This window comes from Labilibaculum manganireducens (genome assembly GCF_963665805.2).
Lineage (GTDB): Bacteria > Bacteroidota > Bacteroidia > Bacteroidales > Marinifilaceae > Labilibaculum > Labilibaculum manganireducens.
In genome coordinates this window covers 2976962-3000165 of sequence record NZ_CAXXEE010000003.1, presented here as the reverse complement: position 1 = coordinate 3000165, position 23204 = coordinate 2976962, and the positions used below count along the sequence as shown (strand labels likewise).

Below are 23204 nucleotides of genomic sequence, written 5' to 3'. Positions count from 1 at the left end.
TGAATTATCAGGAAATGATATCATATTGGTTTTCATACGATTTACTGTTGTATTTGAAATAGATTTGTTGAAACAGGTTTGGTCATACCGATTGTTTATCGGTAATAGGTTGACATTTCTTTCTTAATTGCTATTTTTGATAATTATTGATTGAAATATACCTGCATGACCTCTAAATTTATTCGATTCGGGCTATTTATTAGCTTAACTTTTTTTTGGGTTTCCTCCAAGGCTCAAATCTCTTATGGTGGTGAACCTTTATTAAAAAAAGGAAAGTTAAAGTCGGAATTGTCAACCATTTATTTGCCTCGTTTCAAGACGGCAACAATGAGTAAGGCATATGAACAGGTTGAAGGTAAAAGTTATCTGAAGCATGCACAGTATGCTTATCGATATACAACAAGCTACAATGCCTTAAATTCCGGTAAATGGCAGGTTTTAGACGATGGCAGAAGAGTCTGGCGGATATCCATTTCGTCGCCCGGAGCATATTCTTTAGGATTGATTTTTTCTAAATTTAGAATTCCGGCAGGTAGTCAGATGTTTGTTTACAATAATCAATCGAACCGGATACTTGGGGCATACAACGAAAAAAACAATAAAGAATCGGGCAGGTTTTCGGTTGAACCTTTGCAGGGAGATGAAATAACTGTAGAATATATAGAACCTTTGCATCCTGATTTTATTGCGGATTTAGAAATTGGTAGTGTACTGCATGACTATAAAAATATTTTTAATCAGCTGCAAGGAGCCTCCAGGCTAAAATCATCAGGAACCTGTAATGTAAATATTAATTGTACAGCAGGAGATGAATGGCAGGTTGAAAAGCACTCAGTCTGCCATATTTTGTATGGTGGTTACATTGCATCGGGTGCCCTGATAAATAACACCGGCTATGATGGACGGCCTTTTTTACTGACGGCCCATCATGCTGTAAATACTCAGGAAGATGCAGATGTTGCCATTTTCGTTTTTAATTATGAAGCTGTAGATTGTGAATCCTCTGTTGGTTCAAAATCGCAATCTATCTCCGGATCAAGTTTGCTGGCTACAACAAGCGGGTTGGATTTTACACTTTTAGAACTTTCAGTAATACCACCTGCGTCGTATTCTCCTTATTATGCAGGTTGGGACAGATCAGGCCGGGTACCCATAAACACAACCTGTATCCATCATCCGCAAGGAGATGTGAAAAAAATATCTGCTGATTACGATGCACCGCTAACAGATTCTTATTCAGATACAAAATTTACATTCGATCCCAACACACATTGGTTAATTTTAGAATGGGATTTAGGAACTACAGAAGGTGGATCTTCCGGATCACCTTTATTTGATGAAAATCATCGCTTAATTGGAGATTTAACAGGAGGAGCGGCTGATTGTGAAGATCCGGAATACGATTACTTTGCGAAGTTTTCAGAAAGTTGGGCCAATTATTCCGAAGCGAATCAGCAATTGAAATTTTGGTTGGATCCATTGAATTTAGGTGTGGAAACAATTGATGGTGTTGATCCATACAAAGGATTAAGAGCAGTTATTACAGTTTCTCAGGATAGTATCTGTTATGAATCTCAGGTTACCTTCGCGGATGTTTCATTAGGTGAACCAGATGAATTTTATTGGAGTTTTGGTGATGGAGCTATTCCTCAAACTTCAATAGAAAAAGGACCTCATGTTGTGAGTTACAGTAGTCCGGGTCGTAAGCAGGTTAAATTAATTGTGAGAAGGAATGGGGTTGCTGACAGTGTTGTTCGTTCTGTTTTGGCCATGGATGTTCCTGTGACTAATTTTAATTATACGGTTGATTTGAATAAGGTGCAAATGACTAATACATCGGTTGAAGGGATGACTTACAATTGGAATTTTGGTGACGGAGCAGTTTCAGAGGAGGAAAATCCAAGTCATACTTATGCCGGAACAGGAAAATATACGATAAAACTTAGTGCTGAAAATTTGTGTGGTGTAAATTCAACATCAAAAGAAATAACGACCACCTATAATGATTTAGTAAGGATTTATCCAAATCCATCCGATGGTGCTTTTACTGTTGATTTAAGCCAGATAATTTATTTGCGGACCACTTGGACGGTATATGATACAAAAGGAGCTCAGATTCGCTCAGGAGTTGTTTCCAGCTATGAAAGTATGATTAATTTTAATCTGAATGGATTGTCTTCAGGAGTCTATATCTTAAACTTGAATATTGACGGTGTTGATTTGAAAAGAAAACTCCTGCTGACAAATTAATAAATAGTCTCATTCTATTTTTTTAAGCAAATAGAATGAGAACTAATGTTGTTATTTTTCAATTTTTTGAAATGAAGTTACAATTCCTTTGATTAATGCAGACGAAAAACCTTGATGTTCCATCTCGTTTAATCCAACAATAGTACAGCCTTTTGGTGTAGTAACCTTGTCAATTTCCGATTCGGGATGATCATTATTAATCTGGAGCATTTCGGCAGCGCCTTTTACTGTTTGAGATACTATTTGTTTGGCGGTATTGGCATCAAAACCAATTTGAATTCCACCTTGAATCATTGCACGGATAAAACGGAACACAAAAGCAATTCCACAAGCACCTAAAATGGTGGCCGCCTCCATTAGTTCTTCATTAATAATCAGGCTTTCTCCAACACAATCGAAAACAGCTTTAATGTTTTTTGTTTCTTCCAGAGAAGCATTTTTGCTGCAAATACAGGTTGTTGATTCAGATATATTGGCTGCAATATTAGGCATAGCTCTAAAAACCGGTATTTTATGATCCAGCATTTCTGAAATTTCTTCGGTTGTCAGTCCGGTTGCAAGAGAAACAAGTACATGTTTTCCTTCAATAATTTCGCCCTTAATCTCTTTAATTATTTTTCCAACATTGTATGGCTTAACAGCAATTAAAATAATATTGGAATTTTTAACAGCTTCACAGTTATCTGATGTGACTGTTGCTCCCTCTGTTGCTAAATCTGCTATTAAATCAATATTTCTTCTTGTTGCAGTTACATGGTTCGGACTAAAGACATCATTATTTAAAAGTCCTTTAACAATCGAACGACCTAAATTACCACAACCAATAACACAAATTTTTTGATTTTTCATATTCATTCATATTTGTCTGATAACACGATTTAAATATAAGTTAATTAAAACTATATGAAATCGGGCTTAAAATATTTGCAAGAAAATAAGGAGGTGTGTATAATTTTTATCAGTGCATAAAAGTACAATTTTTTTTGAAATCAGGAGAATAAAAATTTCATCAGTTACTTATTTACTATAGCAGTGTATTGTTGTATTAATCTTATTATTAACAGGTGTTTGTGTGTTTATTTTTAATGCGTTAATGTCAATAACCTGTTGACCGCTATTTTCTTTTTGGATATTTGTTTTGAATTTTAAAAATAAACCATATTTTTGCTAAAACGATTTAGTAAACCGATTTAGTAAAGCCGAAAACCTTTGAAAAAGAAATCAATTAAAGATATTGCCCAGGATTTAGGAGTTTCAAAAACTACTGTCTCATTTGTTTTAAATAAAAAAGGAGATGAAAAGAACATCAGTAAAAAAACTCAAAAAGTAATTTTGGATTACATTAAAGAGGTAGGCTATCAGCCGAATCAAATTGCCAAGAGTTTAAAAAATGGGACGACGAATACTATTGGTTATCTGGTTCCTGATATTTCGAATCCATTTTATGCTAAAATTGGACGAATGATTGAAGATTTGCTTTGGGAAAAAGGATATCATTTACTAATTGGCAGTACCGATGAGAAAAAAGAGAAAGAGGAGTTATTGATTAATATGTTTGTAAACAGGCAGGTTGATGGATTAATTATTGCGTCTTGTTTTATAAAAGGAGATGTTTTAAAATCTCTTTCCAGGCAAAATTTCCCAATGGTTTTTTTCGATCGGGAAGACCCTGATTTTTTAGCCAATTATATTTTGGTTGAAAACAAAAATCCGATGAAGGAAGCCATTCAGAAAACAATAGACAAAGGAGCAAAAAGAATTGGTCTGTTGTCAATTACACCGGATGTTTATTCCTTAAAATTAAGGATAGATGGGTACAAGCAGGCATTAACAGATAATGCTTTGGAATATGATGAAAATTTACTTCGAATTGTAGATCACAATCATATTAAAGAAAGTGCTCAAAAGGAATTGAAATATTTGATTGAAGCTGGGGTTGATGTAGTTGTTTTTACTAATAATCAGATTACTGCTACGGCTATTTGGTTAATGAATATGCATTATCCTGAAAAGGTAAAAGAAATCACCTTTGTGAGTTTCGATAATCTGGACATTTTTGATTATTCGATGCCTAGAGTAATTTCTATTGCACAACCTATAATGAGCATTGCCAGGCAATCTGTCGATATTCTGGAGGAAGTAATTAAAAGCAAAGAAAGTAAGAATGCAAGAATAGAATTGAAACCTAAATTAATAGAACGTTAATAATAAGAATCAACAATGAAGAATAATTATCTAAAATCAGGGCCAATTTTTTTGGCATTCTTGTGCATGGGATTTGGTGATGTTGTAGGGCCGCTTACAAGTCAGTTACAAAGCGAGTATGAGTTGAGTAACGTTTTGGCTGGATTGGTAACCTTTATGGGGTTTATCATGTTTGGTTTACTTTCCGTTCCAATGGGATTGTATCAGGATAGAAAAGGAAAAAAACGAGTGTTGCTTCTTGGTATGCTGGCAGCGCTGGTAGGTTTAGTCTTGCCTATATTAGGCAATTTCTCATCATTTGGATTGTTATTAGGATCATTATTACTGTTAGGAACAGGTGCTGCTTTGCTGCAGGTTGCAGGCAATCCAATTATGAGAGATGTATCACCTGAAGGAAAATATTCAAGAAATTTATCGTTCGGACAGTTTATTAAGGCAATCGGTTCTTTGTCGGGTGCTTTAATTCCATTGTTGGCGGCTAAGTATTGGGGATTGGACTGGAAACTTTTGTTCCCAATTTATTCCGGTATTCTTTTAGTTGCAGCAATTTATTTATATGTTGTTACTATTGAAGAGAAAAAAGATGATTCAGCATCTCCAGCTTCGTTTGGTTCAGTTTTCGCTTTGTTGAAAAATCCATATGTTTTCTTTATGGTTTTAGCTATTTTCTTATACGTTGGTTCAGAGGTAAGTATGAGTGCTAAACTTCCAAACTATTTATCTGAAAAATTTAGCTATGATATTAAAGAGTTAGGCTTGTGGGGAACCTTATTTTTCTTCATTGCTTTAATGACCGGTCGCTTTTTGGGAGGTGTAATTTTGAATTGGATGTCTCCTTCAAGATTTTTGAAAATTACAACTCTTTTGTCTTTAATTGGGATTGCCGGACTTTATATAGCATCAAGTTCGATAATGGGATTTGCTGCAATATTTTTAATTGGATTGGGATTTGCTAATATTTTCCCATTGGTATTTTCAATAGCAATTGATGCAATGCCGGAAAGAAGCAACGAAATTTCAGGTTTGATGGTGACGGCTATTATTGGAGGTGCAATTGTACCTGTAATATTTGGAGCTGTAGCAGATGTTTTCTCACTTATGGGTGGTTTTGTTGTTACGCTGGTGTGTATTGGTTACATTTTTGGATTGTCGTTTTACAAAAGAAAGTAAGAAAGCATATGAATATTTGGAATGATAAAAGGGTTGTGATGACTCTTGATGCAGGAGGAACAAATTTTGTTTTTTCGGCAATGAAAAGCGGGGAAGAAATAGTTGAACCAATTCGAAAGTCATCAAATGCAGATCAGCTTGATTTGTGTCTGAAAACAATTGTTGACGGATTTCAGGAAGTTATGAATCTGCTTGCAGAGAAACCTGTTGCAATTAGTTTTGCATTTCCGGGACCAGCCGATTACAAAAATGGAATTATTGGTGATTTGCCAAATCTTCCTGCATTTAGAGGAGGCGTTGCTTTAGGACCGATGCTTGAAGAGAAATTCTCAATACCGGTTTTTATTAATAATGACGGTGATTTATTTGCTTATGGCGAAGCCTTGGGAGGCGTATTGCCAGCTATCAATAAACGTTTGGAAGAAGAAAATAGTCCTAAGCGTTATTGCAATTTAATTGGAGTTACACTTGGTACCGGATTTGGAGGCGGATTAGTGCACAATAATGAATTATTTACTGGCGATAATTCGATTGCAACTGAGGTTTGGTTAACCAGTTCAAGAGTTTTTCCTGATCGTTTTGCTGAAGAGGGAATAAGCACCCGGGCTATTCAAAGAACATTTCTGGAAAATGCAAAAGGTAAGTATTCTGATGAATTGATGCCAAAAGATGTTTATGATGTGGCAGTTGATACTAGTCATCCAGATCAAAAAGCAGCTCTAGAAGCATTTGAACTGTTTGGCAGATGTTTGGGAGATAGTTTGGCTAATCTTTTAACCATTACCGATGGTATTGCTGTAATTGGAGGAGGTTTAACCGGCGCTCATGATTTATATATGCCTGCAGCTTTGAAAGAGATGAATGGAAATTGCTTCACTGCAGGTGGAGAATCTCTTCCTCGTTTGGTTCAAAAAGTGTATAATATCGATAACGATGCAGAATTTAAAGAATTTGCTTCGGATTGTTCAGTAGATATACAAATACCTGGAACAGATAAAACGATTAAATACGATCCAAATCCTCGTTTAGCAGTTTGTTTCAGTAAGCTTGGAGCAAGTAAAGCGATTGCAATTGGAGCATATGCATTTGCATTGAAAAATTTGAAATAATAATTTTCATTGAAATCATGGAGAGAAGAACTTTTTTAAGAAATTCAATTTTGTTTTCCGGAGGAATTGCACTGACAGGGTTTGGTGCAGTTGCATCCCCTAAAGGCTTAAGTTACGTTTCAAATCGACCAGCAAAAAATAAAAGGAATTTTGTTAGTTCTTCTGTCGATGAGATGATTGATCAAATAAAGGAGAAAATTTCGAATCCGGAATTGTCGTGGATGTTTGAAAATTGTTTTCCAAATACATTGGACACTACAGTTCAGTATTCTGAAGAATCGGGTAAACCGGATACTTTTGTAATTACGGGCGATATAAATGCCATGTGGCTGCGGGATTCAACAGCTCAGGTATGGCCGTATTTATCATTGGTTCCCGAAGATGAAAAATTAAAAAACTTGTTTAAAGGTTTAATCAACCGACAAACAAAATGTGTTTTGATTGATCCATATGCGAATGCTTTTAACAAGGGAGCTGAAGGGAGTCACTGGGAAAGTGATTGTACAGAAATGAAAGCTGAGCTGCACGAACGAAAATGGGAAATAGATTCTCTTTGTTATACTATTCGTTTAGCGTATCACTATTGGAAAACTTCGGGTGATGACAGCTGTTTTGATGCGAAATGGGAAGAGGCTGCTGAATTAATTGTTAAAACATTTAAAGAGCAGCAACGAAAAGAGGATAGAGGTCCGTACTCTTTTCAAAGAAAAACAAGAAAGCCTTATGACACATTACCGGGTGGAGGCTATGGTAATCCTGTGAATCCTGTTGGATTAATTGTTTCTTCATTCCGACCATCTGATGATGCAACCCTTTTGCCGTTTTTGATTCCTTCTAATTATTTTGCTGTAGTTTCGTTGAAACAATTGGCTGAGATTGCAACTCATTTAGGTTTGCAAACTAAATTGGCTGAAGAGACCTTGAAGCTTGCAAATGAAGTAGACGAAGCGCTTGCAAAGTATGCTGTTTCGGATCATTTAAATTATGGTAATATATTGGCATTTGAGGTTGATGGTTTTGGAAATAAGCTGTTTATGGATGATGCAAATATTCCAAGTTTGCTGTCTCTTCCTTATTTGGGAGCAATGGAAACGACTGATTCTCTTTATCAAAACACCCGAAAGTTTGTTTTGAGCGCAAATAATCCGTGGTTTTACAAAGGGAAATATGCGGAAGGAATCGGAGGGCCACATGTTGGTGCGGATATGATTTGGCCCATGAGTATTGTGATGCGGGCGATGACTTCTGATGATGAACAGGAAATTATTAGCTGCATGCAAATGCTGATTGATACTCATGCAGAAACTGGTTTTATGCATGAAACATTTCATAAAAATAATCCTGAAAATTTCACGAGATCATGGTTTGCCTGGGCAAATACATTATTTGGGGAATTAATAGTTAAGTTGTTTCATGAGAGACCAGCTATTTTAGGAATTATATAGGTTGAAATGTAATAAAATATAATGCTGTTTCATGATTAGTAGTTTGTAAAATGGAACAACATATAGTAAGATTTTGCAGTAGTAGTGTGCTGTGCTTCGGATTGAGAAGCAAATTTGTTTCTCAATCCGAACCTTTTTCATAAGAAGGATATAGTTAGATTAGTTTAAAAACCAGGTTCACACCTGGTTTTTTTTATGGATTAAACTGTTGTATTTTCTGAAACGATTTCTTTAAATGTGAATTGATATTTTTCATTGTATAATTTCACATAGAGTTTAATGTAGTTTTCGTACGTCTCCATAGCCAAGCTATGTTTTCCTTGTATGGAAAGGAGATTGCATTTTACGCGAAGAGCGGTTTCATTCATTTGGTCGAATCCAAAAATAACATTTGAAATGGCCAGGCGTATGCTTGGTTCAAAATCGAATTTTGTTAATAATTCCTCCAGAGTACTTACAATTGTACCGGTTGTTTTGTCTTTAAAAGAATCCAGCCATTCAGGAATAATATCGCGAAGCAGAGTGCCTCTGTGTAATATCTGAATTATTTCCTCTATTTTATCACTATCTAAATTGGTTATTTGAGTATCAATACATTTTTGAATGTGTGCTAAATCGCAGAAAATGTTCTCTTCGAGTATCATCTTCCAATAATTATTGTCGAAAGTAATTTCAATTCCTTGAATATCTTCTATGATGCCACGTAACTTTTTAATATTAACACCTCTGTTGTTTTTTGCCTTGTCTTCCGGTTTATCCGGCCAAAGAAATTCCTGAATTCTTCTTGATGAAATTCCTTTTCCATCTTCAAGAGAATACAATAATATCAAAAGAAACAATTCTTTAAGAGTAGGACTAAAGCGGTAGGTGATATCTTTGTTTTTCTTATCAAAAACCTGAAATCCTCCAAACAACAGGATAGAGTTTACTTGTGGAATTTCAAAAGTCGGTAGTTTTTCCTGAAAGGTTAAAATGGAATCATTTTCTAATTTTTCAATTTTTATTTTAGTTCTTATTTTTCTCCTCACAAAAAATATCAGGAACAAAAGTGTTGCGGCTAAAAAAACGTAGAATAATTTTATGGCGAACGGAAGTGAATCATTATTCATATTCAATTCAGTATCTGCTCCAGGCTCATAGCTTATCGAATACATAGATACCTCATATGTTTCAGCATCCGCATCCACTTCCTGCGATGTAAGTGCAATCAATTTATTTTCACTTTCCCAATAATACAGATCGGCAAAAGATTTAATGTCAACAAATTCATACGGTATACTATCGCCAATAAAATATAGTTTTGGATCATTAATAAATCCTTTTGCTATTCGAAGGTGAGTACTGCTTTTTTGACAAGGAAATAGTAATGTATAAAAGGCACTGTCTTTTTCAGTTACTTTTAATGAATTTACGGGCAGGTATTGAAATTGATCATTTTGCTGTAGTTCCCATAATTTTTTTATTTCATTTGTTTTGAAATCAATTCGATAAAGGTCGTAGTAAAATTCTTTTCCTAAAATTTGTTTTCCAAGCGAATTTCCCAGTCCTCCAAATAAGTAAACAACATTACTGTTTTCAGCCGAAAATCCAAGCGAACTGCAATACCGAGGTTCGATTACATCACCTTTAAGTTTGAGCTCTGTCCATACTTTGCTTTTCTCGTTGAATGATTTAATTGAATTGGAATAGGAATAGTAACCGTATCCGCACAAAGTAGTTATTTGGTGATTAATTGGATGAATCAGCTTGTTGTGATGCCACCACTTTGGAAGATCGTTAGTTACACTGTCGGCATGACTCCAGCTTTGATTGACTGAATTGTAAGTTGAAAGATCATTTTGGTTTAAACTATACGAAACTAATTGATTGTTGCTGTCAATAATAAGCTGTTGTGATTTTTCAAAAACAGGGTAACCGGAATTTTTATTGTTTGTAACCAAAGTACCTGTTTTAATTGAGTAGGTGCTTGCAGTACCATTTTTAAGAACAAAATGAATAGCCTCATTTTTTTTATCATATGCCATAGATGGCAGTGAAGGAAATGATAAGGTTTTTATTTTAGTCCAGCGATTGTGGTAATCAATTACCCAATCCGGATTATATAGTTTTGCAGTTCTGCTTGATAAAATGTCTTTAAGTTCATTGTTGGCAACTTTTCGAAATGGCCATAAATGTTTTGGTGTTCCATCAATATGAATGGCCAAATCTTTTACAGACATTGAGGGAACTTCATCGATAAAAAAGCCATACTTGTTTATTACACCTAATGATAAGGAAAACTCGGAAGATTTGGGGAATTGAATTGAATTTTTAAAGTGATTTTCCCCAAGAGTTAAGGAAATCTCTCCATTTTCACTATCAATTTTAAGTTGAAATGGAATCCATCTGTTTCGAAGAAGGTTTAATGAATTAAAATTACAATGAAATTTAGTTTCTTTTTTATTGAGGATTACATATAAATCCGGTTCTCTATAGGTAACCTGAATTAAGTTTTTACCATGTTCCTCCTTTAAAGATAGGATTTCCCCATAATGAGTTTCCGTTTCCCGTAAAGAAATCATAAAAGCAATGGTGAAGCTTTTGGTATATGAAATATTATTCTTGTGTGTAATATCAATTCCAGTCCGATTCTCTTTCGAAACCTCGTTGGATTTAAAATAAATACCATGGTCAGCATAAAGAGAAGGGGAAGATATAATTAAGGCAAATAATGCAAGTAGAAATTTCATTATTATTTATGGCGTTTGTTAATTTCCAAATATATCGAAATATACCAAGACTTTAAAGATAAAAGCCTAAAAAGACTAAGGTCGTTGCACAAAACAGAAGAAGAATTGGTGAACTTATTTCAGCTTGATATCAATCAAATTGATTTATTCATTTCGATAATAGAAAAAACAGTAAATAGGTGGTGGAATTGTGATAGGTATAAGTTGTTTCTAAAATTGACTTCATTCAATGGTTGGAACAAATAAGGAATTGCTAAAAATCCTTATTAATTGTGCCCGACAAGTCACTTTTGGTAAGGTTTTGTAAATCAGATATAAAACGTTTGATTAATGATTTTATGTGCCTTGTTAATTCAATATTAATCGTGAATTAATACGTTTGCGCTAATATTGGTTTCAGAAAAAAACAACATTTTTTTTGTTCATTGTATAATTAATAATTCTAACTATGAAGAAATGCTATTTACGAAATCTTCATTCAAGCCTGACTAACCCATTAGGACTTGGAAGTAAGATTGGGATTTTTGCTTTGCTTTGCGCGATGATGGTTCTTCCATTTTCGGCAAATGCAAACGTTAACACATTAACTAATGACAATTCATCTGTTTCAGCAACACAGCAAGTTGTTACAGGTGCTGTTACTGAAGACTCAGGAATGTCACTTCCTGGAGTATCAGTTGTTGTTAAGGGTACTACAACTGGAACAGTAACTGATATCGATGGAAAATTCGAGATCACAGTTCCTGAGTCAACCAGTATTTTGGTTTTTAGTTTTGTTGGTATGCAAACACAGGAAATTACAGTTGGTTCTCAATCTGTAATTAATGTTGTGATGACTGTGAATGCATTAGAAGTGGCAGAAGTTGTAGTAACAGCTTTAGGTATTAAAAGAGAAAAGAAGGCTCTTGGTTATTCTGTTCAGGATATTAAATCTGATGAAATAACACAAGGAGCTGATGCTAATTTAGCAAGTGCTTTGGAAGGAAAAATTGCAGGAGTTCAGATTAATCAGTCTGGTGGTGGTGTTGGAGGTAGTTCAAGAATTGAAATTCGTGGTGCTAGCTCCCTTACAGGTAACAATGCTCCGCTTTGGGTTGTAGATGGAGTTCCTTTTAATGATTCCAGAGAAGGCGAAGATGCCGGAGTTTTTGGTGGTGTTGATAAATCAGGTGCAGCTTTTGATATTAATCCAGATGATATAGAATCTGTTTCTGTATTGAAAGGACCAAATGCAGCAGCTCTTTATGGCTCTCGTGCCGGTAATGGTGTTATTTTGGTGACAACCAAAAAAGGGAAGAAAAATGCAGGTCTGGGAATTGCCTATTCTGGAAGTGTAACTATTTCCGAGGCAGCTTACTTTCTTGATATGCAGGATAAATTTGGTCAGGGAACCGAAGGTGTTTACGATAAAAACGGAACCTCTTCGTGGGGACCGGAAATGAAGGGACAAATGCTTGAATCCTGGACTGGAGAAATGATTCCTTATGAGGCTCAAACTAATCGGATAGAAGATTTTACCAGAACAGGTGTGAGTCAAAAACACAACCTTTCATTTACAGGTGGAAACGAAGATGGATCCTATCGTGCATCAATGGGGAAAGATATTTCCAATGGAATTTATGATGGACACAAGGTAGAAAAAATGAATTTTGATTTAAGAGCTGACTACAATATTAATCCATGGTTAAATATTGACACAAAAGTGTCCTATATGAATACCAAAGGTAAGGAAAGACCTGAGATGGGATTCTATAGTTATATGTCATATTTTAATCAAATGCCTATGAATATCCGAACTCAGGATTTAAAACCTGGATATGATATGGTAGGAGGTAACCATGTTGAGAAGTTGTATACAACTTCGAATGCAAGTTTTCGTAATCCATATTTCTTGCAAGATCAGCAAAGTTATCAGGATGAGAGGTATCGTACTTTTGGATATTTTGCAGCCAATATGAAATTGACTTCTGATCTAAAACTTAGATTAAAGTACGGTTTGGATTACTATCGTGAAGATGCTCAATCTATGTATAAATATGCTGATAATGTATATAGTAATCACCCTGATTACAATACGATGGAGCGATTTTTTAAAGAAGAGAATTATGAGTTTTTGTTGAGTTACAATAAAGATTTAAGTGAAGATTTTGCTGTTAGTTTAAATGTAGGTGGTAATAAAATGTATACTACTACAGAGAATTTATCAAGCAAGTCGGGCAAGTTGCCTTCTGAAGGAAACTATTTTTTAGGATATGGTACCAACATTTCTTCAAGTGAGTCAATTTCTGAAGAAGAAGTTCAGTCTATTTACGGATTTGGTCAGGTAGCCTATAAAAATATGTTATTTCTTGATTTTACAGCACGTAACGATTGGTCATCAACACTTCCAGATGATAACAACTCTTATTTTTATCCATCGGTTAGTGTTAGTGGGGTTTTATCTGAAATGGTTGAGATGCCAAGTTGGATTACATACGCTAAACTAAGAGGGTCATGGGCTCAGGTTGGAAAAGCGACTGATCCATACAAGACTAGTATGTTGTATACAATTGGAACGGGTAATTTTAATTTACTAAAAGGTTCTGTACCGAGTATTTTAGTTAATCCAGATTTAAAACCTGAAATTTCTTCTTCTACAGAATTTGGTTTTGATGTAAGAATGTTTAATAACCGCATCGGAATTGATTTTACCTTGTATGATGAAAATACTCAAAATCAGATTATGCCGGTTGATATGGATCAAAGTGCTGGTTATCAGCAGAAATTGATTAATGCTGGTAAAATCTCAAATAAAGGAGTTGAAATCATGTTGTCAACAACTCCAATTAAGACCAAGGATTTCACTTTGGATCTAAACTTCAATTTTGCTGCTAATACCACAAAAGTAAAAGAGCTTGATGCTGATCTAAAAGAATATAGATTTGGGGATATTAATGGAAGCCCAATGGTTGTTGGTATTGAGGGAGAAAAACTGGGTGATATTAAAGGGTATAAATATCGCAGAAATGATGCTGGTGCAATATTAGTAGACTCGGAAGGACTGCCAATGAGAACAGAACAGCTTGAGGTGATTGGAAATTTACAAGCAGACTGGACAGGATCTATTGGTTTAAAGGCTGATTATAAAGGATTGTATGTGTCTGCGCTACTTTCCATTCAGCAAGGAGGCGATATTGTTTCTATTACCGAAAAAGGAGCTGTTGGAGCAGGTACTGCAAAAAGAACAGCTGAGAACAATAGAAATCCTTATACTGTTAACGGTTTCACCGAAGGTGGAGTTGCAAATGCTAAGTCGGCAACAGCTGAAAAATATTGGGGTCGAATTTCCAGTATCGATGAAGAGTTTGTGTATGACGCATCCTATATGAAACTAAAAGAAGTGGCTGTTGGTTATTCAATACCTCAAAGTTTCTTGAGTAAAATTGGTAAGAATCCGATTAAAACCGCAAGAATTTCAATAGTGGGACGAAACTTGTTCTATTTCTATAAAGACACACCTGGGACTGCTCCTGATGCAAGTGCTTACAGCTCTAGATTTGAGGCTTCGGCATTTGATTTTTCTCCGGTTCCAGCGACCAGAACATATGGTTTCTCACTTAATCTGGGATTCTAAGAATTATAAGTATTAATGATTATGAATCGAATTAATGAAAATACCTTGATAAAACAGAAGTGTTATTCAAATTACGAGATTCATGTGCCTGTTGAAAATTAAAAATATACAGATGAAAAGAATATATAATTCATTACTATTATTGGGCTTGATATTCATCGGCTTCGGTTGTACCGATGATTTTGAGGAGATGAATACGCCCAAAGATTCCGTAACGGAAGTAGAACCTCGATTTTTCTTTTCGGATATGGTTCAGGGAGTTTTTGCAAACTACCAGAGAAACGTTAATTTATATCCTGACTTTTATGCGCAATACTGGGCATCTACTGGTTCTTGGGCTAGTTCTGATCGATATGAATACATCGATGGTTGGATTGGAAATCAATGGAAAGAACATTATACCCAATTTAATTTAGAGTCGAATACTATTGATGCACAATTTGGCGATAAACCTGCCTATAATGATCAGATTGCCATTAAAAATATTTGGATGGTGTATTGGTGGTCGCGTATGACTGATACTTATGGAGACATTCCATATTTTGGTGTTAGTAATGCCGAAACTAACGCGTACGATTCTCAGGAGGCTATTTACAATGATTTGTTTCTGAAACTTGATGAGGCAATTAAGAGCATTAAAAATGATGAAACACAAGCACTTTATGGCGAATACGATTTAGTTTATAAGGGAGATGTGGCAAAATGGATACGCTTTGGTAATTCACTTCGTTTAAGACTTGCAATGCGTATTTCAAATATTGCTCCAGCTAAAGCACAGGCTGAGGCTCAAGCAGCGATTGCCGGTGGAGTGATGGCAAGCAATGATGATATTGCACACGTTCCGATGTGGAGCAATGGATGGTATGATTATCTTCATCAGATGGCATGGTATTGGGATAATATTCGTGTAGCTAAAACATTTACTAATTATTTATATGGTCAGTCAAGTGTTGGAGAAGATCCTAGAGCACCACGTTGGTTGTCTTATAAAGTAGACGGAAAACCGTTAACTAAAGAAGCAGCTGGAAAAGCAACTTATGAAGGCTTGGAGAATGGCTTAGATGCAAGTATGCCATCATCATCGGCTGAAGTAACAGGTAAAGCGACTATTCGTTTGGAAAATGGATTCGTGGAATTCTCAGGTGATGGAGATAAAAATGCAATGTTTTGTCCGGTAATGTATTATTCGGAGGTTCTATTTCTTCAGGCTGAAGCAGCTCTTCGTGGGTGGACTTCTGGCAATGCGAATGCATTATACAAACAAGCTGTTGAGGCATCAATGGATTTTGTTGGAGTGAATGCAGTTGATGGTGATGCTTATGTTGCCGGATTAAATGATTTAACGGGAAGTAATGAAGCTCAGTTGAAGCAAATCATTACTCAGAAATGGATTGCAAACTTTCCAAATGGGATTGAATCCTGGGCTGATTTTAGAAGAACAGATTATCCTGACTTAACTCTGCCATACGATGGAGTAAGCGGAAACGCTTCTGTAGCTGCCGATACTTATGTGAAGCGAGTTCGTTACCCTGATAATCAACACAATTTAAATGAAGTTTCAATGCCATCGGCATTAAATACGATCGAAACAGACCGTATGGATATCAAACTTTGGTGGGATGTTGAAAATACAAAAGCCAAATCAGGTGGATTAATGAACAGTAATTTTTAGAAAAAAATATTTTGATTGGAGCTGCCCTTATGAGGGCGGCTCTATTATTCCTGCTTAAAATAAGTAGTTAAATTGCAATTAGTGATAAATTTCGTACTTGCGTGAATTGTTATTTTTGTTTGCAACAGAAATTAACAAATATTGTTTTCTGTAATAAGGTTTTCTTCCGCCTGCATATAAAGGAAGGATTTTTTTATAGCCTTTTTGTAAAAAAAGGTGTATTCCATAGAAGATTAAAATAGCCTTGAGCTACAACATATATCAGCAGATTATAAAACTTAAGAACAAAAACCAGATGCTATACCAAAATTCTCTTAAATCATTAATTTTACTATCTCTGGCAATTACTACTTTATTTTCTTGTAGTAATAAAGACCACAAAGAAGCCGAAGGAGATTACATTCAATTCGTTGATCCTTTAATTGGATCGGCGGGACATGGACATGTTTTTGTTGGAGCAAGTGTGCCTTTTGGTGCCATTCAGGCTGGCCCTAGCAATTTTCATAAAGGTTGGGATTGGTGTTCATCGTACCATTATTCAGATAGCATCGTCAAAGGTTTTTCTCATTTGCATTTGAGTGGAACAGGTTGTGCCGATTTAGGCGATTTTTTAATTATGCCTGCTGTTGGAGATGTGAAAATGAATCCAGGTTCACAGGAAAATCCTGAGGAAGGTTATGCTTCCTACTACGATCATAAAACCGAGAAGGTTGAGCCTGGCTACTATAAAGTACATTTGGATACTTATAATGTAGATATTGAAATGACCACAAGTGAACGTGTGGCTCTTCATAAAATAACATTCCCAAAATCAGATCAGTCAAAAATAATTCTTGATTTGCAGGAGGGAAACGGTGATAACGCTACCGAGACATTTTTTCATAAAGTAAATGATACAATTGTAGCCGGCTATCGTTTTTCAACAGGTTGGGCTGAAGATCAAAGAGAATATTTTGCAATGGTACTCTCTAAGCCGGTTAAAGATATTGCAGTTTATAATGGCGATAAATTAGTGGAGGGAGATGCTGCAAAAGGACTTGCAGTAAAGGCTTGTCTGGAATTTGAGACAGAAATTTCTGAAGAGATACAAGTTAAGTTTGGAATGTCGCCAGTAAGTATGGAAAATGCTTTGGCAAATATTCAAGCTGAAATGAAATCATGGAATTTTTCTAAAATCCTTACTGAAAATCAAGCAAAATGGAATAAGGAACTGGCTAAAATTGAAATCAAAACGAAAGACCTAACAAAGAAAAAGGTTTTCTACACTGCAATGTATCACACACTTATAGCGCCTAATTTATTTAATGATTCTAATGGCGATTACCGAGGAGTTGATAAAAAAGTATACGCGAATGCAGATTTTACAAATTACACCTTATTTTCTTTATGGGATACCTACCGTACAGCACATCCTTTATATACTTTGACACAACAGGAACGTGTTCCGGATATGATCAACTCTATGTTGACAATTTACAAGCAACAAGGAAAATTACCGGTTTGGCATCTGCGAGGAAATGAAACCAATACCATGGTTGGATACAGTGCCGTTCCGGTTGTTGTTGATGCTTGTTTAAAAGGATTTGAAGGGATAGATTATGAATTAGCTTACGAAGCGGTAAAAGCAACGGCCATGGGCGATTTTGAACCAGGAGTTAAAGAGTTACAGGAATACGGTTTCATTCCGTGTGATATGATGCATGAATCTGTGGCAAGTGCTATGGAATATGCGATTAGTGATTGGGCAATTAGCAAACTAGCTGAAAAACTGGGAAAAACTGAAGATGCAAAATATTTTGAGGAGAGAGCTAAAGCATATACTAAATATTTCGATCCGAAAGATCGGTTTATGAAAGGAAAAATGAAAGATGGTTCCTGGAGAACACCTTTTAATCCTTACTCAGCACAGCATCGTGTAAATGATTATTGTGAAGGCAACGCATGGCAATATTTATGGTTGGTTCCACAAGATCCGGAAGGATTAATTGCTCTTTTGGGAGGCGAGAAACCATTTTTGAATAAGCTGGACAGTCTTTTCTCAATTTCTTCGGAACTGGAAGAAGGAGCGTCATCTGATATTTCAGGATTAATTGGTCAGTATGCACACGGAAACGAGCCAAGTCATCACATCACTTATTTGTATGCATATGCCGGTGAGCAGTTTAAAACGGCCGATAAGGTTCGTTACATCATGAATGAATTGTATACCGATCAACCAGATGGTTTATGCGGGAATGAAGATTGTGGACAGATGTCTGCCTGGTATGTAATGTCTTCCATGGGATTCTATCCTGTTAATCCAAGCAATGGTGCTTATGTTTTTGGCAGTCCTTTGTTCGGTGAAGCAAGTATTAATCTTCCTGAAAATAAGAAGTTTACCATCAAAGCAAACAACAACAGTGATAAAAATATTTACATTCAGTCTGCGACCTTAAACGGATTGGAGTATACAAAATCATTTATCACACACAAAGATATTTTAAACGGTGGAGTGCTGACACTTGAGATGGGAGCTACACCAAATCCAAATTTTGGAAAATCAATTCAAGATCGACCTAAATCAATTGTTTACTAGTACTAAGATGAAGAAAGCAAACGTATTATTATTGTTATTTGTTACTGTTTTATCAGCCTGTGGAGGTGAGAAAGTAATGAATACTGAAAAAAACCTTGTTGATTTTGTAAATCCATTAATGGGAACCGATTCCGACTATTCTTTGTCAAATGGAAATACATATCCGGCTGTTGCATTGCCGTGGGGAATGAATTTTTGGACACCACAAACCGGTGAAATGGGAAATGGCTGGTGTTATGCCTATGATGCCAAAAAAATCAGAGGAATAAAACAAACCCATCAACCAAGTCCGTGGATAAACGACTACGCTGCATTTTCATTAATGGCCGTTACCGGTGATTTAAAATTTAAAGAGGATGAAAGAGCATCTTGGTTTTCACATAAAGCTGAAGTTTCGAAACCAAACTACTATAAAGTTTATCTGGCTGATTATGATGTCACCGCAGAAATAACACCTACAGAACGAGCGGCTGTTTTTCGTTTTACGTTTCCGGAAAATGAGTCTTCTTATATTTTGTTGGACGGATTTTTTAAAGGATCTGAAGTGACAATTCTTCCGAAGGAAAGAAAAATAATTGGTTACTGCAGAAATAACAGCGGTGGTGTTCCTGATAACTTCCACAACTATTTTGTTGCCGAATTCGATAAAGAATTTGAGGTAACACATACTTGGAATGGAGATCAGTTAACCGAAAATTCAAAGAAAGCAAGCGGAGAGCATGTTGGTGCTGTTATTGGATTTAAAACTCAAAAAGGGGAAGTCGTTCATGTAAAGGTAGCTTCATCTTTTGTAAGTCCGGAACAGGCACAATTGAATTTGGACCGGGAAATTGGAACGAAAAATTTTGATAAGGTATTAACCGATGCTGAATCGGCATGGGAAAAGGAGCTTTCCCGAATTAAAGTGGAAGGTGGAACCGATGATCAATTAAAGACATTTTATTCCTGCTTGTACAGGGTACTGTTATTCCCCCGCAAGTTTCATGAAATTAACGATAATAATGAAGTAATTCATTACAGCCCTTACAATGGTAAGGTACTGCCCGGCTATATGTTTACAGATAATGGCTTTTGGGATACATTCCGGGCAGTCTTTCCATTTTTCACACTAATGTATCCTGATATTAACGCTCAGATTATGGAAGGATTAGCCAACACTTACAAAGAGAGTGGCTGGTTGCCCGAGTGGGCGAGTCCTGGTCACAGAGGATGCATGATTGGTTCGAATTCGGCTTCTTTAATAGCAGATTCTTACCTAAAAGGAATTCGCGGATATGATATTGAAACATTGTATGAAGCAATTCTTAAAAATACGAAAGGATACAATGAAGAGATAACATCCGTTGGACGTTATGGAGCAGATTATTACAACGAGTTGGGTTATGTTCCTTACGATGTGAATATCAACGAGAATGCAGCCAGAACATTAGAGTATGCTTATGATGATTTCTGTGTTTGGAAGCTTGCTAAAGAATTGGGTCGTCCACAAGAGGAAATTGATTTGTTTGCCAAAAGAGCTCAGAATTATAAGAATGTATTCGATAAAGAATCTGGCTTGATGAGAGGAAAAAATGAGGATGGTTCTTTTCAGACTCCTTTTAACGCGTTAAAATGGGGCGATGCATTTACCGAAGGAAACAGCTTGCATTACACTTGGTCGGTATTTCAGGATGTGAATGGCTTAATTGATTTGATGGGAGGAAAGGAAAAGTTCATTTCTACTTTGGATGGTGTTTTTGAGATGCCTCCTAAATTTGATGATTCATATTATGGTGGAGTAATTCACGAGATTCGTGAAATGCAGATTGCAAATATGGGGAATTATGCACATGGAAATCAGCCGATTCAACACATGATCTACTTGTACAATTTTGCAGGCCAGCCATGGAAAGCGCAGGCAAGAGTTCGTGAGGTTATGGATAAGCTCTACACTCCGCAGGCCGACGGTTATTGTGGGGATGAGGATAACGGACAAACTTCTGCCTGGTATGTATTCAGTTCAATGGGCTTTTATCCCGTGTGTCCCGGAACCGATGAGTATGTTTTTGGTGCTCCGCTTTTCGATAAAATTACTTTGAGTCTCGAAAATGGAAAAACCTTTACAATTTCAGGTACTGATAATTCATCAGATCATGTTTTTGTGGATGATATCCAATTAAACGGTAAGTCTTATGGAGCTAATTTCATTAAACACAAGGATATTTTAAACGGGGGAAATCTTGAATTTAATATGTCGGCAGAACCAAATAAGGAGAGAGGAACTACTAAAGAAAGTTTTCCATATTCTATGAGTAAATAAGAAAGAATGATAGTAGCATATCAAATATAACGGAAGGCTTGCAAACATGAGTTTGTAGGCCTTTCTTATGTGAAAAAGATAAATCAAACTAAAAACAAGTGATATGATACGAGTTAGGACACAATTGTTACTGTTATCTATTCTTTTTGGATTTTTTGGAAACTGCTTGTTTGCACAGGAGAATTCAGCTTGGATGATTGAAGCAAATGATTATACCAACTATACAGGAATATCAGTTGCAAATGGACGAATAGGAATTCTTCCTTCGGCCGAGCCAGGAAAAACCAAATCGATCATTCTTAATAATGTTTATGACAAGGAATCTGAATTTGGAGTCAGTAAAGTGTTGCTGGGAATTAACTTTGCAAACCTTCAGATTGTTGTTGATCAAGACACACTTTCTTTTGCAGATTGTTCCAATTGGAAACAAGTGCTGAATATGAAATCAGCTACTTTTACAACATCATATCGGTTTAAAGAATATGCCGAGATATCTTTTACACTTTACGCATTAAGAGGAATGCCTTATTCCGGATTGGTAGATGTGAAAATAAAATCTCTGCAAAAGAAATTGAATATAGTGGTGAATGGACAAATTATTTGTCCAAGTGAATATAAAGATGTGACTTCTGATTTTAGGATTTTACAAGATTTGGATGCACGAATGCCAATATTGCAGACTGTAGCAAAGAGTCCGTTTGGGAAACACGATTTGGCAACCAGTGCAGCATTTATATTTGAAGGAGAAACACCCGATTTAAAGCACAACTTGAAAGATCTTTTTACTAATGAACTGGGCTTTTCTAAATCTTTGAAAAACGATGAAGAATATAAATTTGCATGGTGCGGATCGGTTTGTACATCGCAGAATTTTACAGATCCGAAAAGCGAATCGGAGAGAATGGTTATTTTTCAACTTTTGGGAAATAAACAAGCCGTGATTAATCGTCATAAAGAACTTTGGTCTGAATTGTGGAAGGGCGATATTGAAATTGAGGGAGATCCGGAGTCTCAGCAGGATATCCGTTTGGCATTGTATCATTTGTATTCTTTTGCCAGAGATGACTCTAATTTGAGCATTGCTCCAATGGGTTTATCATCTCAAGCTTATAACGGACATGTGTTTTGGGATACTGAATTATGGATGTTCCCACCTCTTTTGGTTTTCAATCAGAAAATTGCAAAATCTTTACTGAATTACAGATTTGACAGACTGGAAATGGCCAGGAAAAAGGCACAGAATTATGGCTATACAGGCGCTATGTTTCCATGGGAATCGGATGATACAGGAGAAGAGGCGACACCAACCTGGGCTTTAACGGGAACCTTCGAGCATCATATTACAGCAGATATTGCTATTGCTTTTTGGAATTATTACAGAACTACAGGAGATAAGGAATGGTTGAAGGAAAGAGGATTTCCCGTTTTGAAAGAAGTTGCTGATTTTTGGGTAAGTCGTTCTGATCAGAATCATGATGGTAGTTTTTCCATTAACAATGTAGTTGGTGCGAATGAATTCTATCATCATGCCAATGATAATGCCTTTACCAACGGATCGGCGAAAACCGCTTTGCAGTTTGCAAATGAGGCGGGAAAAATTCTCAAAAAAGAAAGCAATCCTCGTTGGGCTAATGCAGCCAAAGGTTTAAAGTTTCATTATTTCGGGGATGGCGTTACCAAAGAGAATTCGGAATACAATGGGGAGATTATTAAACAGGCAGATGTTAATTTATTGGCCTATCCTTTGGAAATTGTTACCGAACCTAAAGAAATAAGAAGAGATTTGGAATACTATGAGTCTAAGATTGCTCCGGAAGGTCCGGCCATGTCTTATTCTGTTTTAGGCGTATTGTATGCACGATTGGGTGAGCCGGAAAAAGCTTTTGAACTTTTTAAGAAAGCTTATGTGCCTAATAAACGACTCCCATTCGGAGCACTTTCCGAATCTGCTTATAGTAATAATCCATATTTCGCGACAGGAGCCGGCGGCATGCTGCAAACAGTTCTTTTCGGATTTGGAGGTTTACATTTTACAGAGAATGGAATAGAACAAAAAAATCCATGTTTGCCAAAACAATGGAAAAAATTAACCATAAAGGGTGTTGGCCCCGAATTAACAACTTATGTGATTGAGTAA

At 36.0% G+C, this 23204-nt stretch carries 12 protein-coding genes; 10 read left to right on the top strand and 2 right to left on the bottom strand.

The window, feature by feature from the left end; all coding sequences use genetic code 11:
• The first annotated feature begins 165 nt into the window (after positions 1-165).
• Positions 166-2250, top strand: coding sequence for a T9SS type A sorting domain-containing protein (locus ACHZAX_RS11625; protein WP_320019239.1), 2085 nt, complete (start codon positions 166-168; stop codon positions 2248-2250).
• 51 nt (positions 2251-2301) lie between these two features.
• Here ACHZAX_RS11625 and proC read toward each other — a convergent pair whose 3' ends face one another.
• Positions 2302-3099: a pyrroline-5-carboxylate reductase gene (gene proC / locus ACHZAX_RS11620; RefSeq protein WP_320019238.1), complete on the bottom strand. Its 798-nt coding sequence runs from the start codon at positions 3097-3099 to the stop codon at positions 2302-2304.
• Positions 3100-3459: 360 nt separating this feature from the next.
• Here proC and ACHZAX_RS11615 point away from each other — a divergent pair, with 360 nt between their 5' ends.
• From ACHZAX_RS11615 to ACHZAX_RS11600, 4 genes are read left to right on the top strand one after another with little or no spacing between them, the layout of a single operon-like run.
• Positions 3460-4455 (top strand): LacI family DNA-binding transcriptional regulator, encoded by a 996-nt coding sequence (locus ACHZAX_RS11615; protein ID WP_320019237.1) that lies wholly within the window; start codon positions 3460-3462, stop codon positions 4453-4455.
• A 15-nt stretch (positions 4456-4470) separates the two neighbouring features.
• Complete coding sequence (locus tag ACHZAX_RS11610; protein WP_101307893.1) at positions 4471-5625, top strand: MFS transporter; 1155 nt, start codon at positions 4471-4473, stop codon at positions 5623-5625.
• An 8-nt stretch (positions 5626-5633) separates the two neighbouring features.
• Entirely contained in the window at positions 5634-6734 is a 1101-nt protein-coding gene (locus ACHZAX_RS11605) for an ROK family protein (RefSeq protein WP_320019236.1), read from the top strand.
• Positions 6735-6751: 17 nt separating this feature from the next.
• Positions 6752-8179, top strand: coding sequence for a glycoside hydrolase family 125 protein (locus ACHZAX_RS11600; protein ID WP_320019235.1), 1428 nt, complete (start codon positions 6752-6754; stop codon positions 8177-8179).
• 200 nt (positions 8180-8379) lie between these two features.
• On the opposite strand, the gene ACHZAX_RS11595 is transcribed toward ACHZAX_RS11600, so the two are convergent.
• Complete coding sequence (locus tag ACHZAX_RS11595; protein WP_320019234.1) at positions 8380-10908, bottom strand: Kelch repeat-containing protein; 2529 nt, start codon at positions 10906-10908, stop codon at positions 8380-8382.
• Between the two features lie 448 nt (positions 10909-11356).
• Here ACHZAX_RS11595 and ACHZAX_RS11590 point away from each other — a divergent pair, with 448 nt between their 5' ends.
• The 5 genes from ACHZAX_RS11590 (at position 11357) to ACHZAX_RS11570 (ending at position 23204) form a co-directional block, all read left to right on the top strand.
• The gene (locus ACHZAX_RS11590; protein WP_320019233.1) at positions 11357-14521 is read left to right on the top strand and encodes a SusC/RagA family TonB-linked outer membrane protein; all 3165 of its coding nucleotides are present in this window, start codon (positions 11357-11359) and stop codon (positions 14519-14521) included.
• Between the two features lie 112 nt (positions 14522-14633).
• A complete protein-coding gene (locus ACHZAX_RS11585; protein WP_320019232.1) occupies positions 14634-16193 on the top strand; it encodes a SusD/RagB family nutrient-binding outer membrane lipoprotein in 1560 nt (519 codons plus the stop codon).
• A 295-nt stretch (positions 16194-16488) separates the two neighbouring features.
• Positions 16489-18768 (top strand): GH92 family glycosyl hydrolase, encoded by a 2280-nt coding sequence (locus tag ACHZAX_RS11580; protein WP_320019231.1) that lies wholly within the window; start codon positions 16489-16491, stop codon positions 18766-18768.
• Positions 18769-18775: 7 nt separating this feature from the next.
• A complete protein-coding gene (locus ACHZAX_RS11575; RefSeq protein WP_320019230.1) occupies positions 18776-21067 on the top strand; it encodes a GH92 family glycosyl hydrolase in 2292 nt (763 codons plus the stop codon).
• A 103-nt stretch (positions 21068-21170) separates the two neighbouring features.
• Positions 21171-23204, top strand: a complete 2034-nt coding sequence (locus tag ACHZAX_RS11570; protein ID WP_320019229.1) for a glycosyl hydrolase family 95 catalytic domain-containing protein — start codon at positions 21171-21173, stop codon at positions 23202-23204.